Annotated in this window: 14 protein-coding genes; 7 read left to right on the top strand and 7 right to left on the bottom strand. The window is 54.1% G+C overall.

Translation table 11 applies throughout. The features are described 5' to 3' along the window. Window positions 1-64: 64 nt before the first annotated feature. From LNV07_RS06175 to tnpC, 4 genes are all read left to right on the top strand, one after another. On the top strand, window positions 65-1,660 hold the full coding sequence (locus tag LNV07_RS06175) for a DNA cytosine methyltransferase (RefSeq protein WP_263570307.1): 1,596 nt from the start codon (window positions 65-67) through the stop codon (window positions 1,658-1,660). Between the two features lie 130 nt (window positions 1,661-1,790). After that, the gene (gene tnpA / locus LNV07_RS06170) at window positions 1,791-2,138 is read left to right on the top strand and encodes an IS66-like element accessory protein TnpA (RefSeq protein WP_263570306.1); all 348 of its coding nucleotides are present in this window, start codon (window positions 1,791-1,793) and stop codon (window positions 2,136-2,138) included. After that, window positions 2,135-2,467 (top strand): IS66 family insertion sequence element accessory protein TnpB, encoded by a 333-nt coding sequence (tnpB, locus tag LNV07_RS06165; protein WP_263570305.1) that lies wholly within the window; start codon window positions 2,135-2,137, stop codon window positions 2,465-2,467. Before tnpA ends, tnpB begins: the two co-directional genes overlap by 4 nt. Window positions 2,468-2,524: 57 nt before the next feature. Beyond that, complete coding sequence (tnpC, locus tag LNV07_RS06160) at window positions 2,525-4,045, top strand: IS66 family transposase (protein ID WP_397545530.1); 1,521 nt, start codon at window positions 2,525-2,527, stop codon at window positions 4,043-4,045. Between the two features lie 219 nt (window positions 4,046-4,264). On the opposite strand, the gene LNV07_RS06155 is transcribed toward tnpC, so the two are convergent. The 7 genes from LNV07_RS06155 to LNV07_RS06125 form a co-directional block, all read right to left on the bottom strand. Continuing rightward, on the bottom strand, window positions 4,265-6,397 hold the full coding sequence (locus tag LNV07_RS06155; RefSeq protein WP_263570304.1) for an AIPR family protein: 2,133 nt from the start codon (window positions 6,395-6,397) through the stop codon (window positions 4,265-4,267). Then, a complete protein-coding gene (locus LNV07_RS06150) occupies window positions 6,397-7,365 on the bottom strand; it encodes a PD-(D/E)XK motif protein (protein ID WP_263570303.1) in 969 nt (322 codons plus the stop codon). The genes LNV07_RS06155 and LNV07_RS06150 overlap by 1 nt, the downstream gene beginning before the upstream one ends. Continuing rightward, window positions 7,352-10,078, bottom strand: coding sequence for a Z1 domain-containing protein (locus LNV07_RS06145; protein ID WP_263570302.1), 2,727 nt, complete (start codon window positions 10,076-10,078; stop codon window positions 7,352-7,354). The genes LNV07_RS06150 and LNV07_RS06145 overlap by 14 nt, the downstream gene beginning before the upstream one ends. After that, complete coding sequence (locus tag LNV07_RS06140) at window positions 10,075-11,529, bottom strand: ATP-binding protein (protein WP_263570301.1); 1,455 nt, start codon at window positions 11,527-11,529, stop codon at window positions 10,075-10,077. Before LNV07_RS06140 ends, LNV07_RS06145 begins: the two co-directional genes overlap by 4 nt. A gap of 405 nt (window positions 11,530-11,934) precedes the next feature. Continuing rightward, complete coding sequence (locus LNV07_RS06135) at window positions 11,935-12,606, bottom strand: hypothetical protein (RefSeq protein WP_263570300.1); 672 nt, start codon at window positions 12,604-12,606, stop codon at window positions 11,935-11,937. 169 nt (window positions 12,607-12,775) lie between these two features. Beyond that, window positions 12,776-14,395 carry a site-specific integrase gene (locus LNV07_RS06130; RefSeq protein ID WP_263570299.1) on the bottom strand — a complete coding sequence of 540 codons (1,620 nt, stop codon included), beginning with the start codon at window positions 14,393-14,395 and terminating at the stop codon, window positions 12,776-12,778. After that, window positions 14,392-15,627: a ParB/RepB/Spo0J family partition protein gene (locus LNV07_RS06125; RefSeq protein ID WP_263570298.1), complete on the bottom strand. Its 1,236-nt coding sequence runs from the start codon at window positions 15,625-15,627 to the stop codon at window positions 14,392-14,394. The genes LNV07_RS06130 and LNV07_RS06125 overlap by 4 nt, the downstream gene beginning before the upstream one ends. Before the next feature lie 715 nt (window positions 15,628-16,342). Here LNV07_RS06125 and LNV07_RS06120 point away from each other — a divergent pair. From LNV07_RS06120 to LNV07_RS06110, 3 genes are all read left to right on the top strand, one after another. Continuing rightward, on the top strand, window positions 16,343-16,564 hold the full coding sequence (locus LNV07_RS06120; protein WP_263570297.1) for an MbcA/ParS/Xre antitoxin family protein: 222 nt from the start codon (window positions 16,343-16,345) through the stop codon (window positions 16,562-16,564). Window positions 16,565-16,806: 242 nt separating this feature from the next. Further along, complete coding sequence (locus tag LNV07_RS06115; RefSeq protein ID WP_263570296.1) at window positions 16,807-17,046, top strand: hypothetical protein; 240 nt, start codon at window positions 16,807-16,809, stop codon at window positions 17,044-17,046. A 111-nt stretch (window positions 17,047-17,157) separates the two neighbouring features. Continuing rightward, the gene (locus tag LNV07_RS06110) at window positions 17,158-17,391 is read left to right on the top strand and encodes a hypothetical protein (protein ID WP_263570295.1); all 234 of its coding nucleotides are present in this window, start codon (window positions 17,158-17,160) and stop codon (window positions 17,389-17,391) included. Window positions 17,392-17,610 lie beyond the last annotated feature (219 nt).

The following is a 17,610-nucleotide window of genomic DNA, read 5'->3' as shown; positions in this document are numbered from 1 at the left end:
GCTCTTGGGCAGGTGATCGCAAACAGCTCCGCCGGTAGAATAGGGGTTAAACAGAACACTCTCGATGCCTATTCCTATCATTGACTTATTCGCTGGCCCGGGAGGACTTGGAGAAGGTTTTTCCTCCGTTCTGGACCACGACGGCAAGCCCGCCTTCCGCATTGGTTTATCGATCGAGAAGGAAGCCAGCGCGCACAAAACTTTGACCCTGCGCTCTGTGTATCGTTTGCTGAAAGGCACGCCCGCCATTGAGCATTACTACGCGTACGCGCGCGGCGAAATATCTGCGGATGAATTCCAGTCGATCCCCACAGTTGCAGCTGCTTTTGCGCATGCGGGCAAGGAAGCCCGGGCATACGAACTCGGCAAGACAAGCGAGGCCCAGATCGACGCGGAGATCAGTGCCGTCTTAAAGGGTCGACAGGATTGGCTTCTGATCGGCGGCCCGCCCTGCCAAGCCTATTCTCTCGCCGGGCGGGCGAGACGCACAAACGACGTCAACTTCCAAGCCGACGAAAAGCACTTCCTCTACAGGGAGTACCTGAGAATCATCAGGGTACACAAGCCTGCGGTTTTCGTTATGGAAAACGTGAAAGGACTGCTGACCTCCAAGCATTCCGGTGCCCATATGTTTGACCGAATTTTGGCCGATCTTTCATGCCCGGAACCAGGCACTGAATACGAGATTCGCTCATTCACAAAGAGCGAGGTGTTGGCACCTGAAGATTACGTGATCGAGACTGAACGATTCGGCATTCCGCAAACCCGGCATCGCATCATCCTGTTCGGCGTGCGCAAAGGACTCGGCTTCTCGGCTCATACCTTGCTTCGCGAAACAACGCCGCATGTAGGCGTCAAAGAGGCAATAGGCGATTTGCCCAGGATTCGCAGCAGACTGTCCCGCACGGAAGACACCCTCGAAAACTGGCGCTCGATACTCAAGAACTCAGCTGCACTGATAGAAGATTGGGATACCAGTGAAGTCCAGAATATGGTCGATTGCATGGATGCTGCTGCACATTCTGGGCGTGCCCCGGAGTCTTCGGGCTCAAGTTTCTTCCCTTATCCACCAAAAAGGCGACCAGCACCACAAGAATTGGCTGACTGGGTCGTCAGACCCGACTTTGGTGGCATATCGCACCACGAGTCACGAGCACACATGGACTCGGATCTTTCACGATATCTGTTCGCCGCTAGCTTCACAAAGCTACATGGCCGATCCCCTCGGCTGGGTTCATACCCACCTGCTCTGTTGCCGGATCACAAGAATGCGGTTGCAGCAGAAGGCAAAACATCTATTCCGTTCAAAGATAGATTCCGCGTGCAATGTGAAAACGAACCATCGTCGACCATCGTCTCGCACATAGCGAAGGACGGGCACTACTACATCCATTACGACCCTTCACAGTGCCGTAGCTTGACCGTACGCGAAGCTGCACGCCTGCAGACTTTTCCCGATGACTATTTCTTCGAAGGGAATCGCACAGAGCGGTATACACAGGTCGGCAATGCTGTTCCGCCTTTGCTCGCATACAAGCTGGGATCCATCGTTTTTGGCTTGATGGAAAAACGAACCAAGCCCACCATAGAGGAAAAAAAACAGGCCACCGTTCGGCGTATCCCAGCACTGGCGAAGCGTCCAGTTTGTACATCAAAGTAGTTGTATTGCAGAAACGAAAAAACGATTTCTATTCCCAAGTGCAAAACCTGGGTATGCGTCCGGTGAACCCATCTTGAATGAGCCTGTCCGGTCTGTAAGGATCACGTCCACTTAGCAATAGATGGACATGATGGCAACAGAGAAGATCGTTAGACGGCGGCAATACAGCGCTGAGCTCAAGGCCAAAGTCGTTGCCGAATGCAACGAGGCGGGAGCCTCAGTGGCCAGGGTGGCGATGTCGCACGGCATCAATGCCAACATCGTGCATGGCTGGCGACAACTGCAGCGTGAAGCCAGTCCATCATTTCCCTCGAATTCAAGCGGGTTCATTCCGGTGTCGCTTGCCCCTCCGTCGGCGCCCGTTGTCAACGGAGATATTCGGGTCGAGCTGCGCCGGGGATCCCTTGCCATGACGATCAATTGGCCGGCGTCGGCGGCAGCCGAGTTCGCCGTCTGGACCCGAGAGCTGCTGCGTTGATCCGCATCGACGCCGTGTGGATGGCCGTCGAGCCGATGGACATGCGGGCCGGCACCGAGACCGCATTGGCGCGTGTGGTCAAGGTCTTCGGCGCCGCCCATCCCCACACGGCCTACCTCTTCGCTAACGCCCGCGCCAACCGCATGAAGGTGTTGGTGCATGACGGCGTCGGCGTCTGGTTGGCAGCCCGGCATCTCAACCGGGGCAAGTTTGTCTGGCCCCATAACGTGGAAGGTACGCTGAGTCTGAGTCGCTCGCAACTGGATGCCTTGGTGCTGGGTCTGCCCTGGCAGATGATGGGCGAGGCTGGGATCATCCGCGTGCTGTAGCGCAATTGCTGTAAATGCCGATGTCTGGGGCCATCGAAGCGGGCAACATTCGTTCCCGTGATTCACGAAGCCCAGCTCGATACCCTGACACCCGCGCAGTTGCGCGAGTTGACGGCGCGACTGCTGAGCGAAGTGCGCTACAAGCAGGCCACCATCGACAAGCTTACGCACGAGAACGCGGTGCTCAAGCGGATGAAGTTCGCCGCCAGCAGTGAGGTGTTCCAGGGCGACCAGCGAAGCTTGCTCGAAGACGCGGTCGATGAGGATTTGGAGGCGGTGCAAAGCGAGCTGCAACAGCTCGCCAGCAAGCCCGCAGTGCCTGCCCGGCAAACACCCAAGCGTCAGGCCCTGCCGGCGGAGCTGCCGCGCCGCGAGTTCCGCCACGAACCCGACAGCACCCGCTGCGCTTGTGGCTGCCAGATGAAGCGCATCGGCGAGGACGTCGCCGAGAAGCTGGACTACGCTCCTGGCGTGTTCACGGTCGAGCGGCACATCCGCGGCAAGTGGGCGTGCGCCCAGTGTGAGCGCTTGGTGCAAGCGCCGGTCGAAGCGCATGTGATCGACAAAGGCATTCCGACCGCCGGCCTGCTCGCGCAGGTGCTGGTCGCCAAATACGCTGACCATCAGCCGTTGTACAGGCAAGAAGGCATTTATGCCCGCAGCGGCGTGACGCTGCCGCGTTCAACCTTGGCGGCCTGGGTCGGCGCATGCGGTGTGCAGTCGCAGCCGCTGGTGGACGCACTCAAGGCCGAGATGCTCAGCCACCAGGTGCTGCATGCGGATGAAACCCCGGTGGCGATGCTCGATCCCGGTGCCGGCAAAACGCACCGTGCCTATCTATGGAGCTACTGCACAGGCCAATTCGAAGACAGTCGCATCGTCGTCTACGACTTCGCCGAGAGCCGGGCCGGCAAGCACGCGATGGAGTTCCTGGGGCACCCTGGCGAGAGCGCATGGCGCGGTGCGCTGGTATGTGACGACTACTCAGGCTACAAGGCCCTGCTCGCCAAGGGTGTGACGGAGGTGGGTTGCATGGCCCACGCGCGGCGCAAGTTCTATGAGCTGTGGGCTAACCACCGCAGCGAAATCGCCGAGCAGGCGCTGAGCCACTTCGGCCAGTTGTACGAGATTGAGCGAGAAGCGCGGGACGCATCGCCCGAACAGCGTTTGCAGACCAGGCAAGCCCAAGCCAAACCGGTCGTCGATGCCTTGCACCGTTGGCTTGCGCTGCATCGGCAGAAAGTGCCCGACGGCTCGGCCACAGCCAAGGCCATCGACTACAGCCTCAAACGCTGGGTGGCGCTAACGCGTTACGTTGATGACGCCATGCTGCCCATTGACAACAATTGGGTCGAGAATCGAATCAGGCCAGTGGCGCTTGGGCGCTCGAATTGGCTCTTCGCCGGCAGCTTGCGAGCGGGCAAGCGAGCGGCGGCCGTGATGAGTTTGATCCAGTCCGCCAAGCTCAATGGTGTGGAGCCGTGGGCTTACCTGAAGGACGTGCTGACCAGGCTGCCAACACAACCGGCCAGCCGAGTAGCGGAGTTGCTGCCGCATCGCTGGATTCAGCCCACGTAACTCGGGCAGCGCGCAGCTGGGCGACTCGTCAAGATGACTTCGCTGGACGCATACAAACCTGGGTCAATGAACTTGAATCGAAGGCTGCAACGGCCTTCTAAGTGTGCATAGGTTCACCCCGCTTATTTCATCACGTCGGATATAACCAATATCTTGGCAACGCTAGGCGGCAACCTCTGACAAGGGCTTACTCACAACTCTTGAGTACCAAGCCGGGCGTTAGTCTGCAAGTAAGTCGATCCCGACTTGTGGAGGTCTGAATCCCTCTTCTTCACACCGATGCTGAATTTCAAGAAGCTTCCGCCAGTCTTTTTCGACATTGACTTTCATGAACCCATGCGTTGTACTGGCTTTGATGACCAGAGTGCGTTCAACGGGAAGGAGTAGCGCAGACACCTGTGTCCATTTGAGCAATGCCGACCAATATCCACTCGTCGTCAATTGCAAGACTCTTTTCTGTAAAGTGATGCCGTCGTCCTGCTTCCCCAGCTTCCTCCCGTCGGCCATGGTCCTATTGAATTCTTCTTTGCTGACAGCCCACTGCTCCATGTGATCACTGTTGTGTATGGTCAGCTGCTTTACATTTTCCCAGCAAGCCTCTTTCTTTGCCCATTCACCGACGTTTGTCATGCCTGCCGGTGGATTGAGAATCACCGCCTGAGCCTCTATTGCGATATTGCGGAGGCAATCTTCGAGACTGCTGTCGATTCCTTGTTTAGCCCATACCTGACTCAGATTTAATTGGCGCCCAAAGCATCGCAGCGAATGGAACAATAGAGAAAGTGAATACGCGACAATCTGAGGTCGATACCCACCAAGATACCAACCTCCACGGCCCGCGGAAACTATTATTTCGACCCGCCTCCACAAAATAGCCACCGATACCATATGCCGATAGTACGACTCCCCATAGTTTGGACTAATCGTATCCCAGAATTCTCTCTCAGAGACTTCAATATTCTTATTCGAAAATTGATCCGCAAATTTTGTGAAGTTCTTCTGTGCTGCCAAGCTTACCCAATGGGGCTTCTCTCGCCAGACGCTGTCATATTTTGCTAGCTCAGTTTTATTGATCAATTGTTCCGTTGGATACTCTAAATCGAAGGCGTCCTTCTTCGCCTTAGTTAGATACAAACGCTCGCTTTGAAATTGTCCACGCGAGCGCTCATAGAACCATTTACTTTGGATTCTTGCGCCAGCTTTCGCAGGCACTTGGAGTCTGCGCGATATTTCGGCAATCTTTATGTGAAATGGGTGATTAGCAAAAAAGTCAGCAGGATCGATTTTGTTCTGCGTGTTGGCAAACTGGGCAATCTTCGGAATAAGATCGTGAGCATCTTCCCGGCTAACCTCTGTCAGTTTCATCTGAATGGTTACTCCACTAAGCGACAGTCGATCCTTCTTCCTTGCATTGAGAATGCTTGCGGTAGTCTGCCCACCGTTGACAATCTGAAAATCGATCATTCCGGTCAGAAGATGACGGCCATCGACATTCTGAACGGTCAGATTGGCCGCTGTCGCAGCAATACCATTGTTATAAGCAAAGAATAATGATGGGGAATCCTGAATCGTTGAACGAATACCCTTGTTGACCCCGCCTTTCATTCCAAGGAATGAGCGCACGTTACCCTCTAGAAGGCGGCTTCCATAGTGTTCGAAGAGGTCCGCAAGTAACGTTGCGTCCATAACGCATAAAAAAGAACGCAGACTGTCGGTGCGCGCTGCCTCTAGGCAGGGAATGCCATTGGATCCGAATTCGGCCAAAGATATCTGAACAGCTTCCCGCTCCCGAGATGACTCGTACGTAGCCTTCAGCCGCTGAAGATCCCATATGTGCCTTTCAATCGGAATTCCAGCGACTGTCCCAAACTGCTCTTCTTTGAATTTCTGTGACAACGATTGGTTGGAAAAAACATGCAAGCGGATTCGATTAATCCTCTTACCTTGATCCTGTAGCTGACAGGCAAGTTCGTAAGCTGAATTAACTTCGGCTATCCGCTCACTTAGTTTGGATTCAATTGCCTCAGCAACGAAGCTTTCCAGCCAGCCTGTTAGCTGGTTTACCGATTGAGTGGTAAGGGTCCCGGGTTCATCAGCGTCGGACCACTTGCCAATCACAAGCCCTATAGTCCCGTCTGATTCATCCAATCTAGTAAAACCATGAACCCTTAGCTGCCTGTTCCTGCTACCTGTTCCAGAAAACTCGAGAGGAACAAGTTCCCCGAACACAGGGTCGTCTTCCAAGCGTTCAGCGACTTCCGAAACAAATGCCATCGTATCTACGAGGTGCATGACCGTAGCACGACGGATGACAATCTGCCTGAGTTCATCCAAGAAAGTCTTGTCGTCCATCATGTTGGCATGTCGCTTCTGAAATCCTTAATCCAATCTATTCCTATCGAATAAGTAGCGCTGCCAATGCCTTTGGGAACCATGGCCCGAATCAGTTTCGGGAATTCATCCGTAATCGCGTAGCAATCAATTGACGTAGGCTCGAACAAAATCGTGTCATAAAATTCGTGTTCGACATAGCGAGCTTCGAGAAGTCGATCCTTGAATGTATTGAGTGCTTCGGGACTCTCGGCTATCAGGCCTTCTATTCTTGCGGTTAGGCCATTTAGGCCGATGGCGCAGTGCTCCCCTGGAGTTGCTAACCTGAGCGTAGCAAGAACCAGATGCATTCTCACCTCACTGTGTAGCTGATCCAGCGATGAAATTGATATGCTATCGACCCCTAGTCCCACTGCCTTCACTTCGATTGCTTGATCTGAATACACGAAATCTTGGTCAGAGCCAAGTGGTCCAACCCAGCCGGATACCGTTTCAAGCAGATCTCTTTCACCACGTTGGAGCAAAATCTCGAGCGTGAGCATTTCGGCAATTAGACCCTTGATTTCGTGAGCTAGGAGAAAGCCGCTTCCGCTATGCTGAAATAGCTTTTTCCAGAGATTGAGCCGTTCTCTGAAGAGACTCACTAGGGCTTTTTCATCTGGTACACCTTCTGCGGCATCCACGAGGTCCTGACATAACCTTCCGAAAACGGTTTCAAGCCCATTCTGGCGCAGCCGAAGCACCATAAGCCATGAACCATCCTTGCGCTGTTGCCTGAAATAATCAAGTGACGACGAGTCGGTAGCTATGTTGGGCGGGCGAGCTTGAATACCAACAGCAAGTAGAACGAAAGATGTTGAGTCCACCCCTCCGTAGATATCGAAGCGGGATTCCGGGGCCATTCTGGTCAGACGATATCCATCCGCTTCGATTGGTTTGACTATCACCTGCTGAAGGGCGTCCCGCCAGAGTTCCTCAATCCTCGTCATCTTCGTCCTCCTGATCATTGATCAAACCCATAGCCCGCAAGGCAACCTTATTGAGCCGATACGGCACACGCGCTGACTTGTCTTCATCTTCGAATTGTGGAAAAGAAAGACCAACCGCAACCAGCACTTTGGACTCGATGTCCGACGCCATCATCATTCGGTCTTTGCGCTTCGATACATCTTTGGGATCTTTTGGTTCAATAAGATGAATGGTCAGCAAAGGCCTTTCTCTATAGCGTCTATACAGGGAGCCGGGCACCGTTTCTCCCTTTTCCGGGTCTTCTTTTCTTTCCTCTTCCCAATCTTTTTGAGCTTGTTCAATATCCCGTTTTTCGAGAGCCACGGTTTCATCCGCTATCTCTCCAACACGCTGCTTGTTGAGCTTTAAGTAGTCCGACCCGGCAGGAATCTTTTCAAATTGGCGGTTTCTTGGTTTGATTTCTCGGGTAGCTCCGTTGGTATCCCGTACAACAAATCCGCTTATGGGGGCCCCTTCGCCTTGGGGAAGGCAAACATCCCATGTAGCCAGTCTCTCGATTTCATTTCCGCTGATAAATGAAAGAATCGGGCGCTCCCGACCAGTTATGTCGGTCATAAATGGCATATTCATGCTTGATATTTCAAGACCATGCAGAAATCCGGCGATTTGCGTGGCTGACACATTTTTCCATATGCACTTGTTCTTAACCGTCTGGGCAGGCGGTAACCCAGAAAGAAATTTATTTACAGACGCTAGGTTTTTCTCATTTGCGTCTGTATTTTTGGGGAGGAACGGTGTTTCCGCGCCGCATGCACTGTATGAAACGTCGACCTCAACCTCTTGGGCATTGCGCATCTTGTTGAGTGCCGTCACTATCAAAGCATCAGGATGAGACCTTACCTTCATTCCAAAACGGCTCGGCGGCTGTCGGTTGGCATGCATACGCCGAATGTCCAGTTTTAGTTCTCCCACAACATTCGCTACGTGGGAAAACCATTCCTGCACGTCAGGATCCATCCAAATCCTGCAGACATCCTCATAGCCAGTTCGATAGCCGAACCATCGCCCCATCTGGAGAAGAGTGTCGTATGCCTTTGAGTTTCTGTAAAAGTAGCTCACGCTCAAGCCGTAAAGCGTCAATCCGCGAGACAGCGTCAACCCTCCCACTGCGATTACTCGCCGTCCTTTTTCGGATTTCTCATACGCCTTGTAATTCAGTCGGTCAACTGCTTCGCTTTTTTGGTTAATTGTCAAAACCTTTATGGATGCAATGGATTCATAGAGAACCTTCCTGACCGCGTCCCAAGATACTTCGCTTTCCGCATAATGCAACTGCCATGTTGCGTGCAAACTCTTTAATTTTAAGTGTTTCGCCCACAGATCATCATCAGAGAGGTATTGTTTTATTTCCTCCGTGAGTGCATACAGATAATTTTTTATCAAGTCTGATAGTCGACCCTGTACATCCGTAAATCTGGTCACATTAACAAGCATTGACCGGTGCCTGAGAGGTTCCTTTCTTAAATCGCGAATGGCACTGGAAAGTAAAAACGTTTCAATTGCCTCGCAGAGCGATTCGGGCAAGGAGTGGATAGACTGATCTTTCCTGTGTTTATATGGAAAAGAAGTATCTGCATCGGTAATGTCCTGCACCTGATATTGATGGATGCCGGACTCAGTGAAAATTGAAGATGCCCCGATATAGTTTGTGGGGGTGTTCAACGAGTAGACGAAGTTCGACGGAAAGAGGTCGTCGTAGTCAGGGTTTATAAAGACATTTGCAAAGGGGGTAGCAGTATATGCGACGTAAGTCGATCTGCCGAAACGCCTAAGTACCTCGCGGATTAGCTTGTTTATAGTTGCAGGATCTTCGTCTTTTTTTGAATTCACAGATGCGTTATCCGCCTCGTCATCAATCAGGAGAAATGGCAATGCTAGCTGATTGTTCCCCTTGGACATCTGGGAGTCGAGAAAAGAAATAAGGTTCTGAAGCGGAGACCTGTGTTTTTTCATCACAAGCAATACTGGTTCGCTTATATTTTCCAACGGTATCCCGCCAAGTACCTTTTTATTCGCTGTCAGAAAGTCAAAATCGATCGATGTAAGCACGTTGGGAACAACAGAACGGAATCGTCCTGAACCAATAGGTTTTTTTTCCCGCTCGCCTTCGAAAATGCTTCTGCTGTCACGGCCAACGAATCCACTGTCTAGCCGCTCCTGAGACTGCGCGCGCAACTCCTCGATCATTCCGGTCAGCAGGACAACAAATTTGTAACCCGCATCGGCCGCCTTATTTACTAAGCCACAGTAATTTGCAGTCTTGCCGGATTGAACATCGCCCATTACGAGTCCCTGGACCCTCCAGCCGACATCGACGCTGGGATTGCCACATTCATTCAGAATATTATGAGTATCTTCATCAAGAACTCTGATCACTTCTTTTCCGAATCCGTTTGATTTAAGTTCGTGAGAGTAGGCGTCCCAGTAGGTCCATTTGATTGTTGTTTTGACCTCGTCAAGCCAAGGTTCCTGCTCGCCACCATGGAGCCCCTGTCCGGTCACCATGCTTATTCCGATAATTGCTTCAAGTTGTTTTCGGACTTTTGTTAGCGCATCTACTTCGAGATCAAGTGTGACTTTTGGCAACATACCCATGACCTCATTGAGGAGTTCATCAGTAAGGTCTCGTGTGCCGATGATACCTACAGCAATTAGAAAAGGATCGCTACTCATTTATTCAGCTCCATTCGAAGTTTTTCGTGATGCTGCGGGTACCGCACCATTGGGTCGATATTCAGAACTTGGGTCACATTCAGCCCCGTGATTTCCAGCATGTTTTTGGCAATTTCCATCAGATTGGTAAACGTGTCTTCTTCATTGCCAGTTCGGCGATCACCACACATGTCAGCATAGATGGATTCGAATGGCAGGGCATCTCCGAACAAACTCAAGATTTTCTGAAAATATCGTTGGTCATCACCGTTAAGGGTGGTGGAGAATGACTGAATCACCGGATGATCGATATTAAGTTCATAACGGAAAGTTCCATGCCGTGGTTCGACTCGTAGCCAAAGTGGAACAAACCCTTTAACTGACTGTTTTCTTCCTGGGTAAGTAACCGTTTTTTTACTGGTGTCAGCGAAGTGCGGGATAAGATCCTTCAGTCTGTTTCTGATAACATCTGGCGGAAATGCAGCTGATTTTTTTATGTCCAACGCCCACAAATCATCGAAGGTGTTGGGAATATCAACCTGTACCCGCGTCAACTTGTAGAATTCCTCCTTAGGGACGAGCCTGAACCATGTGCCCCATATAACCAGCCGTCTATTGCGGTAGATGTAGAATCCCTGCGTTCCTCTGAGGCCGTCTTTTCCTCCCGCCATACTAATTTCATCTGGGGATAGATGACTTACCGGGGGAAGAACGAATGGCAAAACTCGAACGTTCCCTCTTTCGTGTTTAATTACTTGACCCTCAAGCGGCTGACGGAATGTATTAGTTCTCAGGAACGGGTCTCTCGGTGGTATACGTTGCCCATTCGCCATCATTGTGACTGGCCCGACACCATCCTCTTTCAGCGTGAAACGATGGAAAACTAGGGCGAGATGTTCATACAAGGATGCCAGTTTGGACGTCATTTCCGACTGAGGGTCAAGCGCTCCGGCGGTCAGTCTATCCAAGTCCTGCCACACCACCAGCGTTCCCGACTTCATCGCCTGTAGACGCGAAAACATCGGAAGCATCTCAAGCTCCTTGATGTCAGGAACAACCACCAGCCACCGCCCGGAGCGCTGAACTACATCTAGGTCCCAGCGTCTAGCACTGGTGACCCCTGCTTGTCGGCTGATTACTGTGAGTTTCCTGCACTGAGACAATGACGCCGTCTTCAGACCCAAACCGAATCGTCCCAAATCTTCCAGATCCCGTACATCGGAAGGATTGTGACTCCCATGCCGCATAGCATTGGTTAGCTTATCCGCCGACATACCAAGCCCGTTGTCCAAAATTGCGACAAACGGGTCCTCAGTTGCGTCGTACTTGATATCGACTACATCGGCCCGAGCAGAAATACTGTTATCGATGAGATCTGCGATGGCAGCCTCAACGGAATATCCAACGGCGCGCATCGACTCGATCAAAGAAACCGGATCTGGTATTACCTCAATTGTCTCTAAACTTTCCAAACCTCACCCCTTTTCATTTGCTATTAATTTTGGCGAGAGTTTATGTGACTTTTGTTAACATAAATTTCAGTCAATTAAAAATGACTGGCTATGCCACTAAAGCCCTCAGACGCAGTAACCCACGCAAAGATATGCCACCCTAAATTTATGACAGACCTCGCCGGGAAATCACCATGACGCAAGCCGTAAATGTCGGCTATCGCACAGGCATGTAGGGCGCTTGAAACTGACTCAAGCCAACTGATAGCCCAACTGACCAATTCACTCCACCAATATCTTCACCAAACTCTGCTGCCCCACTCCCGGCCCGGCCAGCAGGGCCCTGACCTCGGCCACTAGTTGATTGTCATCGCTGCGGCCGAGGCTTCCCGACGCGACCAACGCAGCCTCAAGGCCTCACGCACATCAGCGCCGGTGATGTCGTAGCCAAAGCCCCGGGCCATCTAATGCAGCGCGGCTTTGGCTGCCTCGAGCGCGAATTGCGACTGCGCCTGGGCGTGATCGCGCACTGCGCGTGTGTGAGTGCTCGAATCGGTGGGTGAATGGGCGACCAGCGCGATCGCCTCGCTGAACAGGCCCGCCGACTTGGGCGCCGCAAACCTCCTGCCGGTTTTGCCCGGCGTTCTGGCGACCAGGTCGCGTAGGATCTCGGCCTGCGCTTTTGTGTGGATACTTTTTGGCGATGGCTCGGAAGGCCGCCAGATAGATGCCTGCTTGGTTGCCGACCACGGCATAACGCGTGTAAGCCTCGGCAGTGTCGCGTATCAGGCCCGAGGCGAGCAGGATCTCCTCGCAGGTTTGCGAGATCAGTTGATCCGGCGCATTGAGACCCCGGCTGTCTTCCGCGTATTGCAGCGCCTCGGCCTTGCGACCCAAAACCAAGAGCGCACGCACGCCCCATTGCCGGTAGTGCCACATCTTGTAGGGCGCCATCGCAGCAACCAGAAGCGCGAGCGGGGCCTCATGCTGCTGCGCTGCGTACATGGTGGACAGGCACGCGGTGGAGCCGCTGAGATAGCCATGGCCGCTGGCCTCGAGGCGCCATACAGACTCCGCCTGGGGTAGCAGCTCGGTCATGGGCGTGCTCACTAAGCGGCTGATCGCTGCGGCCAAATCGCGATCCGTGCGATCGGGCGACTTGTGTCAAGGCAGCCGAGATTACCTACCGAGCCTACGTCGATAGGCTCGATTGTCACGCTGCATCAGCCAGCCTTTAGCCGTCGCTCCTCTGTCATGCCGGCCTCCTTTACGCACCAAGTCTCGGCTTGCCCGACTGCTTCTTGACCGACTTCCCGTCATGCTTCTTCGCCAAGAAATCCGACTCACGCCGCACGACCGGCCGCGCTGTCTGCACCGTTCCCCGTTCAATCGCAACTTGTGGGATCCGTCTGAACTTCGAACCCCGCCATCTCAGCCCGTACCATCTTGATGTCGCCGCGCACCGCTCCCCCAGAACCTGAGCAATCTCCGCGGAATCCCACCCCTCTTGCCGCAGATCTGTCGCGATCGCATGCCGGAGCACATAGCTGCTCAAGATCAACTGAGGCTTGTCGCCTTGTACCGGGAACACTTGGGGCGATAAGCGCTTGAGATAGCTGCGCATTGCAATACTGGGCGCTGAGTAGGTCTTGGGCTGACTGCCCAGGTCTTCGAGAAACCAAGCCGGAAACTTCTCGGCCGGAATGAACACTCCGCGCCAGGGCTGGCCCGCCGTCTCACGTACCTTCGCCCCCTGTATCTTGATTGCCACCGTGGGTCCGCGCCGCCACACCACAACCCCTCGCTCTAGCTCCAACGGGCGCATACCGCATAAGCCCTGAAGAAGAGCTGCATGGCGGTACTTGCTAGATTGCGCTGTCACCCGAAAGTATTCTTCTCGCCAACTTTCATCAGCTTTCTTAAGCACCAGTCGCTTCGATTTAGGTGCTACGGCCACAGCGGCACTGAGATGGCGGGCGCTCTTTAGATCCAAGCCTTGAATGCTCCGCAAGAGTTGCATTGCTGCGTTGAGCGAATCCACGCTGTTCGACCATTCTTTCGTGGCGCTGGGGGGCTGCCTCTGCAGTTGGTCCTGCTGCTTCAGCAATTGCGCCACCTTGCCTTGCACTACCCACGCCGCAGCGCTTCGCATTGTGTAGAAGCTATTCCCCTTTGCTGCATAGTCTGCAAGCGCCACACAGACAGAGGGCATGGAATTGACTCCGTGCGGCACTTGTTTCGCGCGCTTAAGCAGCACTTTGGTCAACTGTCTGTACTTTTCTGTCGTTCCATCTGCCGGCTCTGTGTCCTTCCGTTTTTCGCGGCTCTGTGCGATCTCTCGCATCAGCGACCGAGCAGACCTGACTACTTCGAAGTGCGCGGCCCGATTCAGTTCGCCTCCGAAGCCATCGTTTTCGATATCCTCTTCGTTCGCGTTTGCATCCCCTGCGTCGGCCACGGTAATGCACGCAGGCTGTGCCTGCTCTGCTTCTCCGGGCCCAGCAACCGCCGCGCCACCCGTGCCCCCCTGCACTGCAGGGGTCACGAGTGTCACGTCGCTTGCCGGTCCCGTCTCAGGGCTTGTGCTTTCGCTACGCGACCCCTCAAAAGAGGGGGCAGCACACATTACCGGTCGAGTTACTGTGATGTTCTCTTGGATACGTCCTCGTATCCAAGATGCGACCGGTAATGTGGAAATGGCTGTTGCTTTTTCTTCGTGACCGTTGCTCTGCGTGAGCGCAGTTGAAGCTTCGCAAGCGTTGCGGCGGGCTTCGCCGTGGCCCGCTGGGACGGCAGCGTTTGCATCATGCTCAGCCGACTTGCATGATGCAAGTCCTCTGGCTTTGCTTGTCGCGCCTGCCTGGGGTTCCTTGCCTTCGCCACTCATGCTTGTTCTCCTGTAACCGGGACCTGCACCGCCCCAGCTGATGACGCCTCGGCGGCCTCGTTCGCTGTGGCCGTCTTGAGCACTTCGAGTTCCAGTTGCGCCACCATCACTGCGATCAATTCTTCCCGCTGAAACTGCGACATCGGCGAGTTGATCTGCAACGTGATTGCGCCATTGGGCAAGACCACCCATGACCCGATGTCCTGGCCCTTTGCCCGGATAGGCTGCGGTGGCCTGGCGGCCGGGGCCGATTTGCCTGAAGCAAGTCCCTGCCCGCCACCATCCTCCGCTTCGGAAGCTCCGCCTTCCTTGGCTAGCTGTCCCGTCTGGGCACGCTGCGCGGCTTGCTCGAGGCGCTCGATGACTCCCACCGTCGTCGGCGGATCGAGTTCTTCGCGGATCAGTTCGGCCTCACTCAGCACCGCCGCGGGGGCAGCTTGATATGCACGCTTCAGTGGCAGCATGTGCGCGTACTGCAGTTCCAGCGGCGTTTCGAAGGCCTCAAGGATTGCGCAGGGCAAGCTTGCTAGTTCATAAGCCCTGCCCACGTGCCCCGCATGACAGCCCAGAATTTTGGCGAGCTGGGTGCGGTTGAGACCATTGCCGGGGTCGTCGAGCACGTGTTTCACTTGTCGGCCGAACTCCAACGGGGTCAACTCGCGTCGTCCCCGGTTCTCGCCAAGACGCAGAAGGGCGTTGTCAATAGAAGAATGTGACTGCATCACCATTGCCCTAACTTCCACCCCCGCTTCGCGGCAAGCACGCACTCGGCGCTCGCCGAAGACCACTTCATGAAACCGCTGTTCGGCAGCGTCGATGCGCTCGACAACGCAAATGGGTTGCAAGTTGCCACGATGGGCGATGACACTGCGCAGCAACTCTTTGAAGTCCGGCGTGTCGAAGCTGGCTTCGTCTCTGTTGTGGGCCTCACTGAATCGCAGTAGCCATGGATCAAGGAAGACAATCGAGTGATTGACGAGATCCAAGGACGGCGGCGCTGCCGATGGGGGAGTTGGCGGTAGCGATGGTGACTGTGTCGGCAGTGGCAACTGGGCCGTCTGCGCAGGGGCGATGACCGATGAAGTTGACAGGGAAGTCGAAGAGTCGTCTGAGAGATCCAAATCCAACACACGATCTACGGATAGCGGCGGGCCAACGAGTTGATTAGGGATCGGTGGCTTTGCGGTGGCAACTGTTGAAGGCAGGGTTTTGGTGAATTGCGATGAGGCCATGGGCCACTCCTGTGAACGTTGAAGAACGGTCAGAGGAGGGCTTGAGACATGCGGCGGCCCCCCCGGTTTGACCGGGAGCCGCGGCTGTCAGTGCCGCAGCAACGAGATGTGCTGACTGACACCCTGAGCATCGTGCTACCTGTTCTGAGGCAGCATCGACAAACGGGTCAGCACATACATGAATGCTATCTATCGATTACGCGTTTGTGTCCCGAAGAGGCTGCCAAAGGGGCTGTAAAGTTTGCTCAAAAAACAGGCAACTTGTTGTCATCTTCTTAGGGAGCAATGCGATGCAGAAGAGTTTCTACGTAGAAACAATCACCTTCGCGCGGAGGTTCCTCGACTGAGCCCGGACTAAAACAAGCCTGAGGACTGTTTTAGCCCGGTGAAGGATAGGGCCACTGGCTCGAGCTCGAGCGGAGCAGAGCGCCCAGTCGTCCTGATCATCGCCGTTACTGGCGCCAACTATGAACGGCGACTCCGGGCACGGAGCTGCCCTCCACGAGCACGTTCTCCGTCTGCAACAGCGGTGGCCTGATGCGTTTTTGCAGCCTGTGAAAGCTGTGATTGCGTCAGATAGCGGCTAGGCAACTTCATTAGAACCATTTGGTCCCAATTTGGCGCACATTCCAAGCATCATGCTACAGCCGGGGCGCTGGTCGCGGCTTGCAAATTGATCTTAATGATTGCATGCAATGTTGGAGCTTGGACGGTCGTGAAATCGCTTGAGACCTCGAATCACAGTGAATCCGATGCTGCCGAACTCGCTGCAATGGCTCGCGACACCTTCAAAACAGAAGCAGACGCAGACGGCTGGATGCGAGAAAAGCACCCTCTGCTCGACGGCCAGAGCCCGTTCATGGCGGCGCAAACAAAAGCCGGTGCAAAGCGTGTGAGCGAAATCCTGACAGCAATAAAGTGGGGAGGTGCCGTTTGAGGACTTTGTTCTACTTTAGACAACAAACTGCAGCATCTTTCAATCAAGCCCCGGGCCTTGGATACAGCGCGTGCGATTGAGCAAAATGTTGACGGCAGGCGCGGTGCCATGCGATTTGCAGCTTTACGCATACATGCGTAAATTTTCGGCCTTACGCAAATCGAGCAAAAACTATTGCCGATCTCACTGCCATTTGGCACTACAACCGACCCGCACTTGCTGCCCTTTTCACCAAGAGACTGGTGAATCACGTGCGAATCGCGGTGTTCGGCCCGCGTCAGATGGGCAAAGCCACGCTTTTGCTCGAGGAAATCATGCCGGCCTTGACCAAAGCCGGCGTGCTACCCCTGTACATCGAATGTTGGGCGGACAAGGCCATCCTCCTACTCGGCAAGAGCAACTGCATAGGTCTGTTCCATGTGCTCGATAGCTTTGTGCATCAATTTCCCTTCAAGACCACAAGTTGCGTGTACGCATCATGATCAATTGAAGAGAGATCAACAAGAAATTGAAGTCCTGCCAAAATAGAAAGCCGCGTCTACGCAAGACAACCAACTCATAATGCCCATGTACAAGATGGCGTGGTGATCGCAATGATTCGTATCCGACTTGCTGAATTGATGACTGAACACAGCTTCCGTGCGGGCCATGGCGTAAAACCTGCTGACGCAATCGTCAGCGAAGATCAAATGGCCAGGCTTTTAAGCAGCGAAACAGCAGCAGACGTTTGCATGTCGCTTCCGCATCCCAGTCAAGCCGTCGATCTGACAGAAGCCCAGATGCTCGGAGTCCAAGGTGACATTGACGTGCCGACTAGGCGCTACTGAATCGCGCCAGCGCTATTCCATCAGATCAGTCTGAAGCGTCAGCAAAGGAACGAAATCCGGCAACTATGCAGCGGTTGCTGTCGTCCGTGGAATGAAGCCGGGCTCACGCTCCGAGGCCTGAAGCGGTCATCGATTCACCGGCCGACTTGCCATCAGCGATGACCGCTGTCTTTAGTGAAGCAGTCTGACAGTCCTTCGTGGCGAGCAACCGGCTTCACG

This window comes from Roseateles oligotrophus, assembly GCF_025717515.1.
Taxonomy (GTDB): Bacteria; Pseudomonadota; Gammaproteobacteria; order Burkholderiales; family Burkholderiaceae_C; genus Paucibacter_A; species Paucibacter_A oligotrophus.
The sequence above is the reverse complement of the archived record's forward strand: the minus strand, read 5'-3'. Positions and strand labels throughout refer to the sequence as shown.